Here is a 16,595-nt window from a genome sequence, read left to right as displayed (position 1 = left end):
TTTGACTACTTTTTGTAGACCACGCCAGCCTTCATTACGAAAGCGACGTGCTCGAGCACACTGATATCGGAGAGTGGATCGCCGGGAACGGCGACGATGTCGGCGAAATAGCCTTTCTCTAACGAGCCGATCTGGCCTTCCCAGCCCAGCAGCTTTGCGCCGTTGATGAGACCCGCTTGCAAGACGGCAGCTGGGGTCATTCCATTCTTCACCATCAAGGTATATTCACGCGCCTGCGTGCCATGCGGGAATGGGCCGACATCGGAACCGACCGCAAACGGCACTCCGGCGGCGACCTGCCGCTTGAAGTCAGCGAGTTTGATCGCTAGCATGTCGCGTTCACGCTTCTCGGCCGCAGGTGAAGCGGCATGGCCTGCGAAATATTCGAAGATGGTGAACGTCGGCACCGCGAAGATCTGCTTCTCCTTCATCAAGCGGATGGTCTCGTCGCCGAGGACATTCGCGTGATCGATCGAGGCGACCCCAGCCTGGGCTGCGTAGAGTTCGCCGGGTTCGGCAGTGGCGTGGACGGCAACTTTGCGTCCGACACGCGCGGCTTCCTTAACCGCGGCTTCGAGTTGCGGCTCGGTGTATTGGAACGGTGAGGTGAAGCGGCCGTTCACTACTTCATCGTGACCGGTTTGATAGATCTTGATGAAGTCTGCGCCTTCTTTGAACTGTGCGCGCTCGACTGCAACTAATTCGTCAGCGGAGTTTGCCTGATCGGAGTTGGGGATCACTTTCTGAGCGGGGTTGTAGCCGAGGGCGTCTTCGTGGCCGCTGAGAATGCTGATGGCGTTGCCGCTCACACGCAAGCGCGGGCCAGGGACTTGGCCGCTATCGATGGCATTGCGGACGGCGCTGTCGGCCGATCCGGCACCTTCCGAGCCCATGTCGCGCTCGGCGGTGAAGCCGGCCATGAGGTCTTCGCGCGCAGCCACCGTTGCAGTGATGGTGCGCTGGGGTACTGATTCTTGCACTGTCTGAAGATCTTCCGCCCCGGGATGCAGGAAAAGATGGATGTGCGCATCAATCAGGCCGGGCACGAGCGTGCGATCACCGAGATCGATGACCTCCACCCCTTTGGGGCGCGCGACAGAAGTGCCAACCTCCGCGATGCGATCGCCTTCAACGAGAACTTCTCCGGGCTTGATCAGTTTGCCGGATTTAACGTCGAGCAGGCGCGCGGCGTGGAGAACGATGGGATGGTCTGTCTGGGCTATCGAGAAAGAAGCAAAGAGTAAAACTGCGGCGATGGACAGTCGTTTCATGTCGCGCCGATGCTAGCACCGCAAGGTGTGAAATGTGAAGGAATGCAGCGGCGCCTGAGGAGAGGGGGAAATCCCCACCCAATCGCGCATTCGTCCGATAGGGATGGGGCATCCTGAGCAAATATTCGCTCAGCTATAACTTCCAGATTGCGTTCGCGCCGACGACCAGGCCCAGTGTGAGAACGGCGATCAGGATTTCTCCCAGAGTTCCCACGACGAATGGACGCAGACCCTGCTTCGACATGCGACGGAAGTTGGTCTGCAATCCCACTCCGGCGAAAGTGAGCAGGAACGCCCAACGCGAGAGGTTCGCGAGCGCGCCGACCTGTTCTTTGTTGAATACCTGGAAGCTGACCAGGGCCGAGATGACGAGGAAGCCGAGCACGAATTTCGGAAACTTCTCCCAGAGGAATCGACCCTTGTTTGCGACTCCCTCGGCCTGGCCTTTGCGTGCCCAGTAAATGGCGTAGGCGAGCACGACGAAGCCGATCATCGCATTGCGACAGGTCTTCGCCAAGATGGCGAGCTTGCCGGCCGTATCGGAGAAGAGCGCGCCTGCGGCGCTCGCTTCGGCGGTATTGTCCACGGCGAGGCCGGCCCATAGGCCGTAGGCGTGATCGCTGAGGTGAAGTGAGTGGCCGATGAGCGGGAAGGCGATCAGCGAGATTGCGCCTAGCGCGAGGATCGCCGCGATTGCGAACGAGGAGTCTTCATCGTCGGCATCAATCGCGCCCTTGGTGGCGATAATTGCGGAGACTCCGCAGACTGCCGACCCCACGGCGAGGAGGTTGGTGAGTTTCGGCTTTAGCTTGAACAGACGCCCGAGGAATGTCATCAACGCGAGCGATCCGGCGATTTCGACGACCACGAGGGCAAGGCTAATGCCTCCGAGTTTGACGATGTCGCCAACCAGGAACCGCGCGCCTAGCAGTACGATACCGGCTTTCAGAAAGAACTCGTAGGTTGCGATGCCGGGTTGGAATACCTTGGGAACGCTCAGCAGGTTCGAGATGACCAAGCCAATCACGATCGCCCAGAGTACGTACTCGATGTTTGGGAAGACGATGTGGTGCGCCTTAACGTAACGGTTGGTGGATTGCTCAATCACTTTGCCGGCCCAGCCAATAGCGGCAAGCAGCGCCACGCCCGGCACGAGACGGAGCACGCGAGTGAGCGGAGTGAGAGTGGTGACTCGGGGAAGTGCGACGGATGCCGACATGAAATTCTCCTTCGTTACCAGGGCACGTGCTTCAGTACGCCGGTGCGAACCAGCGCAGCGAGCAGGAAGGCTGTGGCAACGGCCCATGAGTCGAGGGAGAGGCGGAAAGACTTCTTGGCTGGTTCAGACATCAGAAAATCTCCTTTTCAAATCCGTTGATGCGATGGGTCCCAAGGGATAAGAATTGCGGTTCGACGCGTTCCAGGGCGCTGGCGCAACGGCCCACAATGAGCAGCGATGGCGCGGGCAAAGCGGTCGCGCGGGATAGCGCATCGAGGGATGTGTAGAGTTTTTGCTCATCTTGCTGCGATGCGTGGGAAACCACAACGCAGGGTGTGTCGGAAGCGAGGCCGGCGCGCTGTAGTTGCACACTGATGTCGCGATAGTCCTTGCCCGGCATGTAGATCACGATCGTTGCTCCTGACGTGACGAGGCGGTCCCACTCGACGGCGTCTTCGTCGCGCCCGCGGTGAGCCGTCATGAGCGTGATAGCAGAGGCGTAGCGGCGATCGGTCAGAGAAATCTGAGCTGAGGCTGCAGCGGCAATGGCAGTAGTGATGCCGGGCACGATTTCGAACTCGACGCCCGCTTCGTTGAGCGCTGAGAGTTCTTCGCCGGAGCGGCCGAAGATGGATGGATCGCCACCCTTAAGGCGAATAACAGTTCCTGACGTTTGCACGTAGGCAATGAGTAGTGCGTTGATCTCCGCTTGCGTCAGCAGCTTGGCGCCGCAACGCTTCCCGATATCGAAAACCGTCGCTTTCGGATTGACGAGTGCCAGAATCGCAGGGGAAACGAGTGCGTCGTGTAGCACGACATCCGCGTTCGCGAGAAGTCGTACTGCTTTGACCGTCAGCAGCTCTGGATCGCCAGGACCCGCGCCGACGAGGTAGACCTTACCCATGATGGCTGACCTCGCGTTGGCGGTAGCGTTCAAAGACGGGTCTCGATGCGAGATGATGCAGGGCGCGAACCCGCTGTTCGCGCTGCACGCGCCGATTGATGTAGAGAGTGCGAACGCGTCCCAGCCACTCCAGCCATTCTGCGTAGGTGCCGTCGATCAGAGTTTCGAACTCTTTTCGTAGCCGTTGCGCGAGCGCCGGGCTTTTACCGTTGGTCGAAATAGCGATTTGCAGATCGCCACGACGGACAACTGATCCGTAATAGAAGTGGCAACGCTCGGGTTCATCCACGGCGTTGCAGAGAATGTTGCGCCGGTCGGCTTCACGAAAGATCTCTTCATTGACCCTCGGATTGCCGGTTGCGGCGATCACGAGGAACGTGCGATTGAGATCGGAGCGGCGAAACTCACGGGCTATCCATTGAATGGAGCCGGCGCGCGCGATCTCGCGAATGGCGGGCGTGATTTGCGGCGCCACCAGCGTAATGAGGGCTTCGGCCTCGATCATTCCGTCGAGCTTCTGTTCGGCGATCGCGCCACCGCCGACAATGAGCAGCGGGCGTCCTTGTAATTTGAGAAACGCAGGGAAGAGCACCATATTAGCCTTCCACTCCATGCGGCACCGGACCGGCGGCAACGTCGCGGGGGACGCCCGTGATCGAAGTGCCGGCGAGGAAGCCGCGAATATCGTCTATCGTGTGGCGACCAAGAAACTCGCGCAGACTTTTGGCTTCGTGTTTGTCGTCGAGATAACGCGAAAGGAGCCTCGCGATGGCATCGGGAACGTCGGTTGCTAGACAGCGATAACCCACCGGACGTGCGATTGCCTGGTGCAGCCCCACCGCGCCGCCGACGCAGAAGTAGTAGGCGTCCTGCATGACGCCGTTGACTTTTAGCTTCTTGCCTTCGAGGCCAAGATCGGAGATCCAATGCTGGCCGCAACTGTTGGGGCATCCGGTGACGTTGATCCGAAGCGGTTCAGTGAATTCAGGGGCGCGTTCTTCGAGTTCATCCACGAGCCAGCGCGTGAATGACTTTGTCTCCGTGATCGCAAGCTTGCAGAACTCGGTGCCGGTACAGGCGACCGCGCCACGCCAGAACGGACTCGGTTCGACCTGCAGACCTAGTGCTTCAAGTTCTGCCGCGAGCCTTCCGGTCTGTGCGCTTGGTACGTTCACGAAGATCAGGTTCTGCATGGTCGTGGTGCGGATTTCGCCGTTGCCATAGCGGTCGGCGAGATCGGCAACGGCGGACAGTTGATCGGCACCGGTGCGTCCGCGCAGCACCGAGGCACCGACGTAGCTCAAGCCGGGCTGACGTTGCGGGTGAATTCCGATGTGGTCGCGGAACTCATCTCCAACGAGATCTTCCGGTTCGGCAGGATCAAAGTGAAAGGACAGGCGACGCTCGACTTCGGCGAGCATGGCGTCTGCGCTCCAGCCGTGTTTCAGGAAAAGGAATTTTAGTCGCGCCTGCTCGCGTGATTCGCGGAGCACCGTTTGATCGCGGAAGATCTCAGCGATGGTGCGCGCCGTGACCACCGCTTTGTCGTAAGGGACAAAGGCGTTCAGTCGGACTCCGAGGAACGGCTGCGTGGAGAGCCCGCCACCTACGCGGATAGAGAAGCCCTTCTCCTCGACGCCGTTTCGACGGCGAATCACTGCAGTCAGGCCAACGTCGTTGATTTCGGGATAGGTGCACCAATGGCGGCAACCTGTGATGGAAATCTTGAATTTGCGCGGCAAGTTATAGAACTCGGCGTTGCCAACGAAGAGGCGATTGAGTTCGAGCGCTATCGGCGAGGCGTCGAAGATCTCGTCACCATCCACGCCGGCGAGCGGGCATCCTGTGATATTGCGGGTTACGTCGCCGCAGGCACCAAGAGTTGTAAGTCCGGCGTTTTCCAGTGCGGCGAGGAGATCGGGGAGGTCCTCGATCTTCACCCAGTGCAACTGCACATTCTGTCGCACCGTGATGTCGGCTATTCCGCGCGCGTAGCGACGAGAAACATCGGCAATTACGCGCAGCTGCGAAGTCGTCAGAATGCCATTTGGAATGCGGATGCGCACCATGAAGAAGGGAACCGCACGGCCTTCGCCGCCTTTGCCACCGACGGCGCCAACGCCGTCACCCTGCGTGTAAACGCCCCACGAGCGGAAGTAGGTGCCGAGCCATTCGGGAGGGATGGAGTCCCAGCCTTCGCGCGCGAACGTGCGGATTTCGTCGATGCGCTCCCAGGCGTTCTTCTCGCGCTTCAGGCGCTCGACGCGCTGTGCTTTCGTTTCTTGCGCTACTTCCGGCATAAAGACTCCAAAAATGAAAAACCCACCACCAGGGTTAACTGGCGGTGGGTTTCTCGGAAACTTGAATGGTTAAGCTTTTGCTAGACCATGATCTCCCTCGCGCCAGTATGTGTCTTCCCGCAACAACAGATGCAGGGGTTGCCCATCATTCGACACAACTGGCTCTGCGAGCTCATGGTGTTCTTTGATACAGAAACTTCGGGGCCGCGTCAAGTGGCGGACCGCGTTTGTGAATGAGATTCGCGGTAAATCATCGAGGATTCACAATCGTTTCAACATGCGATGAAAACTTTCGATTCGGCCTATCGGAGTTTTGTTTCGAGGGACGAACTGCGGGTCGAACGGCCGTATATCGTAGGGAGATGTGCTAGTCTTTTGTCGCACACGAAGGGTGCAGCCCATCCGCGGAAAGGGACTATCCCACCTTTGCAGCTAAGCTGTATCCAATCCAACTCTCTCCTTGCCCGGCGAAGCGGATCGCGGGCCACATAGAAGGAGTGAGTCATGTCACCACGGGAACTTCCCGCGCGCCCAAACCTAGAACATCTGAAAAAACAAGCCCGCACGCTGCTGCAGGAAGCACAGTCGTCGGAACCAAGCGCCATGGCGCGATTCACGGAGGTCAGCGTGGCCTCGTCGGCGCCGAAATTAGCCGATGCACTGCACGTGATCGCGCGCGAGTACGGCTTTGAAAGCTGGCCGAAGCTAAAGTTGCACGTCGAGTCGAATTCGGAGGATGCGGGCCTGGCGTTGACGGCCGCAATCAGGGCGAACGACGCGAAACTCGTGCGCTCGGTACTAGAACGCCATCCGTCGCTAACGAAGCAGATCAACGAGCCGCTGACCCACTACAGCTTCGATATCCCCCCAATTGTGGCAGCGGCCGAGCGGGAGAGTCGTGAAGTGGTGGATGTGTTGCTAGCGGCCGGAGCGAACATCAACGAGCGCTCGCGATGGTGGGCAGGGAGCTTCGGCGTCCTTGATTTCTGCGGTTCAGAGTTGGCGGAATACTTGATCTCGCGCGGCGCAACCCTCGACATCCACTCCGCCGCGCGACTTGGAAAGGTCGATGAGGTTCGCGCTATGCTGGCGCGCGATCCGCAACTCGTCCATGCGCGTGGCGGTGATGGGCAATTGGCATTGCATTTCGCGGCGACTGTCGAGATCGCAGAGCTGCTGTTGGAACATGGAGCCAAGGTTGATGTTCGCGACATTGACCATGAATCCACTGCTGCGCAGTACATGGCTGGTTTCGGCCGTTACAGGAATTCGCCGAAATCCGATCGGCACGACATCGTTCGCCTCCTGATTTCGAAGGGCGCCGAGACTGACATTCTGATGGCCTCCGCGATTGGCGATCGCACGCTTGTTGAAGAAATCCTGAACAACGATCCGGACACCGTGCGAGTGATCGTGAACGAGAAGCACCTTCCGAAGCGCGATCTGAAGTCCGGAGGGATGATTTACTTTTACGGTTTTGGGATGACCAAGACCCCGCATATGATCGCGCTAGACTTCGGTCATCGCGATGTCTTCGAACTGCTCATGCAACGTAGCGCGCCGTGGTTGCGCTTGTCGCAAGCTGCGGAGGCAGAGGAAGAATCTCTCGTAAGAGAACTGGTCCAGAAGCATCCCGCGATGATGGCCAAGCTGACGCCGAATGCCGCGCGACGCATCGTTGGTCCGGCGGTTCGGGGCAATACGCGCGCAGTAGAGTTGCTCCTCGAATGCGGGTGGCCTGCGAACGCGACGCTCGACAACAATCAGACTGCACTTCACTACGCCGCATGGCACGGGAACCTGGCAATGTTGCGAATGCTGCTCAGTCACGGAGCGCCGGTCAATGTCTTCGAAACGCAGCACGGCGGAAGCCCAATGGGATGGGCGCTACACGGCTCGGAGAACAGTTGGCTGCGCGATAAGGGTGATTATCCCGGGGTAGTGCGCGCGCTGTTCGCTGCAGGAGCGACGCTTCCCCAGCCGCAAGGTCCGTGGGCAGCGACGGAAGAGGTTATGGATGTTCTGCGCGAGCATGAACTGAGCGAGGAGCCTCCGCAGACCTAGTCGGTAGCAGGGCTAAGCGTGGGCGCCAGCGGCAATTCCTGGTCCTTGTACTGCAACTGGTAGAGCTTGTAATAGATGCCTCGTTGTGCGAGGAGTTGCTGATGGCTGCCCATCTCGCGGACCTTGCCCTTGTGCATCACGATGATCTTGTCGGCGCGCTGAATAGTCGAAAGTCGGTGCGCGATGATGAGCGAAGTGCGTCCTTCGACGAGCTTAGACAGTGCAGCGCGCACGCGAAACTCTGTCTCGGTGTCTACGCTCGACGTGGCTTCGTCGAGGATGAGGATCTTCGGATTGTGCGCCAACGCTCGCGCGAAGGAGATGAGCTGCTTTTGTCCCGTGGATAGCGTGCTGCCGCGTTCATGCACACCCTGCTCGAATCCCGCCGGTTGCGAGCGGATGAACTCGGCGACGTTCACTTCTTCGGCGGCCTTCATCATTTGCTCGTCGGTGATCCACTCGGTACCCAGGCGAATATTCTCGCCGATGGTGCCCGTGAAGAGGAACGGATCCTGCAGGACCACACCGTAACGGCGGCGAAGGTCGGCTAACGACATTTCGCGAATGTCGATGCCGTCAATCTTGATCGCGCCTTGCTGCACGTCGTAAAAGCGCAGGAGCAGGGAAATGAGCGTTGTCTTGCCAGCCCCGGTGTGGCCGACGACAGCCACGGTTTCCCCGGGTTCTAGCGTGAAGCTCACGTCGCGCAGAACCCAATCCCATTCGTCGTTCTTATTCGGGTCCTTGCGATAGGCGAACCACACATGGTCAAACTCTATGCGGCCCGAACCGGTAGCGGATTTCGGCTGGGCCAACTCGTCGATCTCAACCGGGGTGTCCAGGAGCTTGAAGATGCGCTCGCAAGCGGCCATGGCCTGCTGCACGATGTTGTACTTTTCGCTGAAATCCTGGATAGGACGAAAGAAGCGCTGCGAGTACTGAATAAACGCGACCAGGATGCCGATGCTGATTCCGGGTGCATTGCGGAGAAATTGTCCGCCACCGAACCAGATGACGCTTGCAATTGCCACTGCCGACAGGAACTCGACGATGGGGTAATAGACGGCGTGCGCCATGATCGCGTCTTTGAAGGCGTCCATGTGTGCGCGGTTTACTTCTTCGAACTTGTCGTACGAACGCTTCTCACGGTTGAAGAGCTGGAGGACGACGATGCCGGTTATGTGTTCCTGGAGGTACGAATTAATACGCGCGATGGCTACGCGAATCTTGCGATAGGCATCGCGCACCGCCCGCCGGAATATACCGGTCGCCCATGTGATGATTGGCAGCACGGCGAAGACCAACAAGGCCAGGCGCCAGTTCATCCGGAGCATGACGTACATGATCCCGGAGAGCACGAAGACGTCCTCAACGATCGAGACCACTCCCGAAGTGAACATCTCGTTCAGAGCATCAACGTCGCTGGTGACGCGGGTCACGAGGCGGCCGACGGGGTTCTTGTCGAAGAAGCCAATGTGCAGGCGCTGGAGATGGCGGAAGATCTCGGCCCGCATGTCGAACATGGCTTTCTGTCCGACCCACTGCATGAGATATGTTTGCGCGTATTCGAAGGCGAAACTCAGGAGGAGCAGAATGACGTAGAGGCCGGCAATCTGTCCGATACCGGTGAGCGGGTTCACGCTCAGGAAGCGGTCGAACAGATGAGAGACGGACCTCTTGGCGAGGTATTTATCAATCGCGACTTGGGTCAGGACAGGCCCGACTACGTCCGCACCGGCCTTTAGAATGATGGCCGCGATCGCGACATAGACCTGCCACTGATATGGACGCAAATAGCCGAGCAGGCGCTTCATTAAGCGACTGTCGTACGCCTTGCCTAGTTGTTCTTCCTCGTGTTGGGCCATCGTAGAACTAGGGCACACGCCCCAGACTGTTCGCGCATTTCAACGTACTTTGGAAATTATATAGACGCGAAACGATGGGCACCGGATGGAAAAGTTCTACTCGAGATTCCGCAGCACCAATGCTGAGTTCTTGGAGCCAAACGCGATGCAATTGCACACCGCGTATTCCACGCCATGTTTCCGGCCCGCATGCGGGGTGTAGTCCAGATCGCAATCGGGGTCTGCTCTCTCGATGTTGATGGTCGGCGGGATCTCACCGTGGCGCATGGCGACAAGGGTCGCGGCGATTCCAGCTGCTCCGCTTGCGCCTTGCGGATGGCCGATCTGCGACTTCAGTGATGACATAGGAATCTTCGCTGCATGGTCGCCGAGGGCGAGTTTTAACGCGCGCGTCTCGATGCGGTCGTTGAGTTGTGTGCTGGTGCCGTGGAGATTCGCGTAGTCAACCTGTTCGGGCGCGATGCCCGCATTCTCCATCGCCAGGACGATCGTTCGCGCCGGCTCTTCGCCACACTCCTGGAGTCGCACTCGATGGAACGCCTCGCACGTAGAGGCATATCCTGCGATCTCGGCCAGCGGCGTGGCGCCTCGGGCGCGCGCATGATCGTAATCCTCGAGAATGAACATCCAAGCGCCTTCGGCGAGCACGAAGCCGTCGCGATCAGCAGAGAAGGGACGTGATGCGCGCTCGGGGTCATCGTTCCACGATTGCGTCATGATTTTCATCAGGCAGAAGCCCTTCATAATGCCAGGAGCGAGCGGCGAATCCACACCGCCGGTGAGCATCATAGGAACCTGACCGGTGCGAATCTGCATCGCGGCGTAAGCGATTGCGTCCGTGGACGACGTGCAGCCACAGGTGACCACGTGGCTCATGCCGCGGAATCCGAAGCGCATGCTGATTTCGCTGCTCATTGTGCCCATAGTCCCACTGGGAATGGAAAACAGGCTCACTTGCTTGATTTTGCCTTCGAAGTAGAGACGGTACTGTTCTTCGGAATAGTCCTGTGCACCGCCACCGGTGCCGAGCACTACGCCAATCTTGCGCTTGTCATCGAGCGACATCGCTTCGGGATCGAGGCCCGCCTGTTGCAGCGCCTCCGCCGATGCCGCAAATGCGAGTGGCACGGCGCGTCCAACGTGCTTGCGCTCGTGAGGATCGATCCACTGCGACTCATCGAAGTCGGTGATTTCGCCCGCAATGCGGACCGGCAGTTTCGACGCGTCAAAGCGCGATATTTTCTTTACGCCGCTCTTGCCATCCAGAATCGCGCGGCAGAAGGCGTCGCGCCCAATGCCGTTCGGACTGACCACGCCCATCCCGGTAATGACGACCCGTTTGTCCATGTATTCCGTCAGATGCGAAAGTGTACGCCAACGGGCGTCAACAATGTGACAAGAGGGTGTGAACGAAAAGAAAACGCTAGCTCTTTAGTATTTGACGGCTGATCACCAGTCGCTGAATCTCGCTGGTACCTTCGCCAATGGTGCACAGCTTGACGTCGCGATAGAACTTTTCGGCCGGGTAGTCCTTGATGAACCCATAGCCGCCGTGGATCTGCACGCCCTCATTCGCGACCCTCACCGCGACTTCGCTGGTGTAAAGCTTTGCCATTGACGACTCGAGCGTAGTCTTCATGCCGCTGTCTTTCATCCACGCGGCACGCCAGGTGAGCAGGCGGGCGGCGTCAATCTCCGTGGCCATGTCGGCGAGCTTCCACTGGATGGCTTGGTTCTCACTGATCGCTTTTCCGAATTGCTTGCGTTCTTTCGAGTAATCGCGAGCGGCTTCGTACGCGCCCTGCGCCATTCCCAAGCCAAGCGCGGCGATTGAGATGCGGCCGCCGTCGAGAATGCGCATGGAGTCGATGAAGCCATCGCCTTCTTTGCCCAGCAGGTTCGCTAGAGGAATCTCGCAGTCCTCAAAGATCAGTTCCGCGGTGTCGCTGGCGCGCAGGCCAAGTTTGTTTTCTTTCTTGCCGAGTTTGAAGCCCTTGGTGCCGGCATCCACCAGGAAGGCGCTCAGGCCGTGGGTGTGGGCGGCCTTGTCGGTCACAGCAATTACTACGACTACATCCGCATAGTGGCCGTTGGTGATGAAAGTCTTTGTCCCGTTGAGGACCCATTTGTCGCCCTTGCGAACGGCGGTGGTGCGCGCGCCACCAGCGTCAGAACCGGAGCCAGGCTCCGTCAGTCCCCATGCACCAATGAACTCGCCAGTTGCGAGCTTCGGGATGTATTTGCGCTTCTGTTCTTCGTTCCCAGCGAGGAAGATGTGATTGCTGCAGAGGGAAGTGTGGGCCGCAACGATGATTCCCACGGAGCCGTCTACGCGGGAGAGCTCTTCGATCGCGGTGGCGTATTCGACGTACCCCATTCCTGCGCCGCCGTATTCAACGGGGAAGATGATCCCCAGCAAGCCGAGCTTGCCGAGTTCCTTGACCGTCGCAAGAGGAAACTCGCAAGCCTCATCCCATTTCATGACATTGGGGGCGATTTCGCGCTCGGCAAACTCGCGCACCATCTTTTGCAACTGCTGTTGCTCGTCCGTGAATTCAAAATTCATGCTCGGCCTCGGTCCGGTGAGGACACCTCAACCTCAATCCAATTTTGTTCGCGTCGCTCCGCTGGGAGTCGTACAGGAAGGTTGGAATTTTATAACATAAAACTTGAGATGCGGAAAGTCTGGCTTATAGTTACTCGGAATCCGATATAGCTGTGCGTGCGAGTTTTTCGGCTTCTTCCTTGAGCGATCGGAACAGGTCCACGTAGATGTTGGTGATCGCCGTCTTCACGCTCTCGCCGAACATGAAGCTGGCGGGGCCGCTGAAATCCTGCCATGTCTTCATCACGGTGGTGCCGTCGGGTTGGGCCTCGAACGAGAACCACTGTTCGGCATTGAGTGCCGTCGTTTTGCCGATCCAATGCACATAGCCCGGTGGCGAGCATTCCAAAACTTCGGGCCGAAACATGACGGGGATTGGCTGCAAGATCTGCATCTGAAATTGGCTGCCCGGTTGCCACGGCGCGCCCTCGATCCATTGCGTGTTGGCGATTACGCCGCTCCAGCGCGGCCACTCTTCCACGCGTTGAAAGGTCTGCCAGATGTGCTCGGGCTTGCAGTTACAAACGGTCGAGTATTCCAGGCGCATTTTGAGGGTCGTCCTAGGCGCAGATTTCTTCAATCATGTTGACGGCATGGTCACATGCCGCGCGGTCTACGTCGAGATGCGTAACAATGCGCATCAACTCCGGGCTGATCCCGCTGGCGAGCACGTTCTTCTCGGCAAGCTTGCGCGCGAAATCCGCTGTATCCATGCCGGTGCCGCTCACGTCGAAGATCACGATGTTGGTCTGGACAGTGGCAGCGTCAATGTTGATTCCGCGAATGTCTGCGAGCCGCTCCGCCACGTGCTTGGCGTTCCCGTGGTCATCGTGCAGGCGCTTCGGTCCTTGCTCCAGCGCGATCAATCCCGCAGCAGCCAGGATGCCGGCCTGCCGCATACCTCCTCCGAGTGACTTGCGGTAGATGCGCGCCATTCGGATGAATTCCTTCGAGCCTACCAGCAGGGAACCAACTGGCGCGCCGAGTCCCTTCGACAGGCAGAACATCACCGAGTCCACGTTCTTCGTAATTTCTGAAACGGGCTTGCCCAGCGCCGCGGACGCATTAAACACGCGTGCGCCGTCCATGTGGACCGGCAGCTTGACGCTGTGAGCTCCGTCGCAGATGTCATTGATTGTTTCGATGGGGATCACGGTGCCGCCCGCCATGTTGTGCGTGTTTTCCAGCGCGATCAACCCAGTCTGCGCGATGTAATACGTCGGTGGCTGGATCTTTCGCTGGATCTGCTTCCAGGTTGGAATGCCTTTTTCACCGGCCACGGTCCGTGGCAAACATCCGGAGAATTGCGCCAGCATCGCCATCTCGTAGTCTTTGATGTGCGCGCGTTCTTCGCAAATAATTTCCTGCCCGGGGCGGGTGTGGATCTTGATTGCGATCTGGTTTCCCATGGTTCCGGTCGGAACGAGGATCGCTGCTTCGCGTCCGAAGATTTCGGCGGCACGATGTTCAAGTCGATTGATAGTCGGGTCTTCGCCGTAAACGTCGTCGCCAACTTCGGCTTCCATCATCGCGCGACGCATTTCGGGGGACGGTTTGGTTACCGTGTCGGAGCGCAGATCAACAACCGATGCGCGCTTCACAGCTTCAGGGGAGTGTGTCTTCGTATCAGTGCTGCTCATAAATGAGTCCAAAACTTGAGTTTACTTGGGTGGCGGAGAAATTGCGATGAGTGGCGGATTCGCCGACTCGTTCCGCCGTTCCTCTTCGGGAGGCGCGGCAAGCGTTAACCGCTCAAAGACTTCATTGGAGAGCAACCGCCCGCGATCGGTGAGACGTATGGTGCAGTGATCGCGTTGGAGGAGTTCGGCCTCTGTGAGTTCTTCGAGTGCGGCGCCGCGACGTGCGACGGGGTCTTTCCCGGACTCCTGCTCGATCGCGCTCAGGTCGACGCCGCGGTTCAGTCGCAAGCCGAGGAAGAATGCTTCGTCTTCCGCTGCGGCCCGGTTCACATGGCGAAACGTTCGCGGCGCTCCGGCAAGGAATTGATCCAGGTCGTCGGCAGTGGAGAAGCGCAGTCCCTCGCAATTCTGCGAAGCCAGCATGGAGTGAGCATCCACCCCAAATCCAAGATAAGGCTGCCTCAACCAATACTTTAAGTTATGCCGCGATTCGCTCTCTGGGCGTGCAAAATTCGAGATTTCGTATTGCCTTACTCCAGCCTTGTTCAGTGTGTCGCACGCCTGCTGATAGAGGTCCGCGGTGGTGTCGTCATCGGGGACAAAATGGGCATGGTAGCGCGTGCCGCCCGCCATCAGTTCGCGTCCCAAGCGGGAGTCCTCATCGACCTCAAGCATGTACACACTTACGTGCGGCACCTGCGAGTCCACCACGTCCTGCAGCGACTCACGCCAACTCTTGGGCGTTTGGTGCGGAAGTCCGGCGATCAGGTCCACGCTGATGTTTTCAATCCCATGTTGGCGCAGGGAATTGATGTCGGCGAAGGTGATTTCGCGCGTATGGAGTCGTCCGACCGAACGGCTCTCTTCATCTACAAACGACTGCACCCCAAGGCTCACGCGGTTCACACCGAAATCCACCAGCGCGTTCAGCATTTCGCGGGTCAGTGTTCCCGGCGCGCATTCCACTGTGACTTCGGTGTTGTTGCTCACTTTGAACTTTTCGTGAACCGCGAGGAAAAGTCGCTCCAGTTGGTCGGGGGCCAATACACTCGGAGTCCCCCCACCGAGATAGATCGAGTCCACCTCGCTCTCGAACTGAGCGCCCGGCGCAATCTGTTCGGCCCGCGCAATGTCTTCGGCCACGATATTGATGTAGCGGTCGAAAAGCTCCCGCGAGAACACCCCTGACGCGAAATTGCAGAAAGAGCACTTAGTGCGGCAAAACGGGACAGAGATATAAATGCCGAGGGCCACAACTCATTATCCATCACAAAGCTTGGCACGGCCTATGGGCTAAACTGTAGAGTTTTCTGGGACCAACCGACTGTGACTGACGAGATCAAGAATTGGGCGGAACGGATTCGCAGCGGCGACTTGCGTGCTCTTGCGCGCGCGATTACTGCCGTCGAGAACCGCTCCCCGTACGCCAGCGAGTTGATGAAGGCGCTCTTTCCTCATAGCGGAAACGCGGGGATTATCGGCGTTACCGGCGCACCAGGTGCGGGCAAAAGCACGCTGGTGGACGGCGTCGCACGCGAGTACCGCAAGGCCGAGAAGACGGTAGGCATCGTCGCCATTGACCCCACCTCGCCGTTCAGTGGCGGCGCGATTCTCGGCGATCGTATTCGCATGCAGGGTCACTACTCCGATCCCGGAATCTTCATCCGCAGCATGGCTACTCGTGGTTCGCTCGGTGGCCTGGCGCGCACCACCGCCGATGTTACTTCGATCCTCGACGCCAGCGGCCGCGACCTTGTTTTGGTAGAAACCGTCGGTGTTGGCCAGGATGAAGTGGACATCGTGAAACTCGCGGATGTCACGGTCGTCGTGCTCGTGCCCGGGATGGGAGATGATGTGCAGTCCATCAAAGCCGGCATCATGGAAATCGCCGACATCTTCGTCATCAATAAGGCTGACCGCGATGGCGCCGAGCGTGTGGAACGCGAGATCAGGGCTCTCCAGGGGCTGGCTCTGCGGCATGATGCCTGGATTCCGCCGATTGTGAAGACTGTGGCCCACACGGGCGATGGCATTCCCGAGTTGGTGAAGAAAATCGATGAGTACCGCGTGTTCCTCGACAAAAGCGAAGCCGGGCACGAGAAGCGCATCCAGAACTGGCGCAACCGGTTGGTCGAAATGCTGCGTGACGCGTTGATGGAGCAGGTGGAGCGCGAGCATCTCGGCAACGGCGCCGCCAGCCGCTACGCCGCCGAGATTGCGGACCACAAACGCGACCCGTACACGATAATTGAGGAAATTGTCGGCACCGTGGGACGTCGTTAGACATCCAAGAGCGAAACGAGTTTGTGGGGTGAGGATGTTTCAGATTGATCATCTTGGAATCGCAGTGAAGTCGCTCGCACAGGCGAAGAAGTTTTACGAGACGCTCGGCATGAACGTGATGCCCGAGGAGACTGTCGCCGCAGAAAAAGTGCGCCTCGCGATGGTTCCCATGGACGGCAGCCGAATCGAGCTGCTTGAACCTACAGAAGACGATTCGCCCATCGGAAGATTTCTCGCCAAGCGCGGCGAAGGCTTGCACCACGTCGCACTGCACGTAGATGACATTGCCGGATCGATCGAGCGATTAAAAGCCGCCGGAACGCGCTTCATCTCCGATGAGATCAAAGTCGGTGCGGGCGGGCATCTCTACGTCTTCATTCACCCCTCAAGCGCCGGCGGAGTTCTGCTTGAATTGTGCGAAGATCCACCGACTGGCGTGTAAGC

General features: G+C 58.7%; 14 protein-coding genes. 3 read left to right on the top strand and 11 right to left on the bottom strand.

Features of this window, described 5'->3' with window-relative positions; translation table 11 throughout:
* Positions 1 to 5 precede the first annotated feature (5 nt).
* The 5 genes from ACID345_RS12255 to ACID345_RS12235 form a co-directional block, all read right to left on the bottom strand.
* Complete coding sequence (locus ACID345_RS12255) at positions 6 to 1,271, bottom strand: metal-dependent hydrolase family protein (RefSeq protein WP_011523179.1); 1,266 nt, start codon at positions 1,269 to 1,271, stop codon at positions 6 to 8.
* Between the two features lie 133 nt (positions 1,272 to 1,404).
* Positions 1,405 to 2,490 (bottom strand): YeiH family protein, encoded by a 1,086-nt coding sequence (locus ACID345_RS12250; protein ID WP_041855667.1) that lies wholly within the window; start codon positions 2,488 to 2,490, stop codon positions 1,405 to 1,407.
* A gap of 130 nt (positions 2,491 to 2,620) precedes the next feature.
* The gene (gene cobA, locus ACID345_RS12245) at positions 2,621 to 3,394 is read right to left on the bottom strand and encodes a uroporphyrinogen-III C-methyltransferase (RefSeq protein WP_011523177.1); all 774 of its coding nucleotides are present in this window, start codon (positions 3,392 to 3,394) and stop codon (positions 2,621 to 2,623) included.
* On the bottom strand, positions 3,387 to 3,989 hold the full coding sequence (locus tag ACID345_RS12240; RefSeq protein WP_011523176.1) for a precorrin-2 dehydrogenase/sirohydrochlorin ferrochelatase family protein: 603 nt from the start codon (positions 3,987 to 3,989) through the stop codon (positions 3,387 to 3,389). Before ACID345_RS12240 ends, cobA begins: the two co-directional genes overlap by 8 nt.
* Before the next feature lies 1 nt (position 3,990).
* Positions 3,991 to 5,694: a nitrite/sulfite reductase gene (locus ACID345_RS12235; RefSeq protein ID WP_011523175.1), complete on the bottom strand. Its 1,704-nt coding sequence runs from the start codon at positions 5,692 to 5,694 to the stop codon at positions 3,991 to 3,993.
* 504 nt (positions 5,695 to 6,198) lie between these two features.
* On the opposite strand from ACID345_RS12235, the gene ACID345_RS12230 reads away from it, so the two are divergent.
* A complete protein-coding gene (locus ACID345_RS12230; protein WP_011523174.1) occupies positions 6,199 to 7,758 on the top strand; it encodes an ankyrin repeat domain-containing protein in 1,560 nt (519 codons plus the stop codon).
* Here the strand turns inward: ACID345_RS12230 and ACID345_RS12225 are convergent.
* From ACID345_RS12225 to hemW, 6 genes are all read right to left on the bottom strand, one after another.
* Positions 7,755 to 9,623 carry an ABC transporter ATP-binding protein gene (locus ACID345_RS12225; RefSeq protein WP_011523173.1) on the bottom strand — a complete coding sequence of 623 codons (1,869 nt, stop codon included), beginning with the start codon at positions 9,621 to 9,623 and terminating at the stop codon, positions 7,755 to 7,757. The genes ACID345_RS12230 and ACID345_RS12225 overlap by 4 nt on opposite strands.
* A 96-nt stretch (positions 9,624 to 9,719) precedes the next feature.
* Positions 9,720 to 10,970, bottom strand: a complete 1,251-nt coding sequence (locus tag ACID345_RS12220; RefSeq protein ID WP_011523172.1) for a beta-ketoacyl-[acyl-carrier-protein] synthase family protein — start codon at positions 10,968 to 10,970, stop codon at positions 9,720 to 9,722.
* Positions 10,971 to 11,046: 76 nt separating this feature from the next.
* Positions 11,047 to 12,189, bottom strand: coding sequence for an acyl-CoA dehydrogenase (locus tag ACID345_RS12215; RefSeq protein WP_011523171.1), 1,143 nt, complete (start codon positions 12,187 to 12,189; stop codon positions 11,047 to 11,049).
* A 130-nt stretch (positions 12,190 to 12,319) separates the two neighbouring features.
* On the bottom strand, positions 12,320 to 12,775 hold the full coding sequence (locus tag ACID345_RS12210) for an SRPBCC family protein (RefSeq protein ID WP_011523170.1): 456 nt from the start codon (positions 12,773 to 12,775) through the stop codon (positions 12,320 to 12,322).
* Positions 12,776 to 12,788: 13 nt separating this feature from the next.
* Positions 12,789 to 13,868: a threonine aldolase family protein gene (locus ACID345_RS12205; RefSeq protein ID WP_011523169.1), complete on the bottom strand. Its 1,080-nt coding sequence runs from the start codon at positions 13,866 to 13,868 to the stop codon at positions 12,789 to 12,791.
* 21 nt (positions 13,869 to 13,889) lie between these two features.
* A complete protein-coding gene (hemW, locus tag ACID345_RS12200) occupies positions 13,890 to 15,122 on the bottom strand; it encodes a radical SAM family heme chaperone HemW (protein ID WP_011523168.1) in 1,233 nt (410 codons plus the stop codon).
* Between the two features lie 72 nt (positions 15,123 to 15,194).
* Between hemW and meaB the strand changes: the two genes are divergently transcribed.
* The gene (gene meaB / locus ACID345_RS12195; RefSeq protein ID WP_011523167.1) at positions 15,195 to 16,151 is read left to right on the top strand and encodes a methylmalonyl Co-A mutase-associated GTPase MeaB; all 957 of its coding nucleotides are present in this window, start codon (positions 15,195 to 15,197) and stop codon (positions 16,149 to 16,151) included.
* A gap of 34 nt (positions 16,152 to 16,185) precedes the next feature.
* Positions 16,186 to 16,593, top strand: coding sequence for a methylmalonyl-CoA epimerase (gene mce / locus ACID345_RS12190; protein WP_011523166.1), 408 nt, complete (start codon positions 16,186 to 16,188; stop codon positions 16,591 to 16,593).
* Positions 16,594 to 16,595: the final 2 nt, after the last annotated feature.

The sequence above is a fragment of the Candidatus Koribacter versatilis Ellin345 genome, from assembly GCF_000014005.1.
Lineage (GTDB): Bacteria > Acidobacteriota > Terriglobia > Terriglobales > Acidobacteriaceae > Korobacter > Korobacter versatilis_A.
Note: the sequence above shows the minus strand (reverse complement) of the source record. Positions and strands in the feature narration are given on the sequence as shown.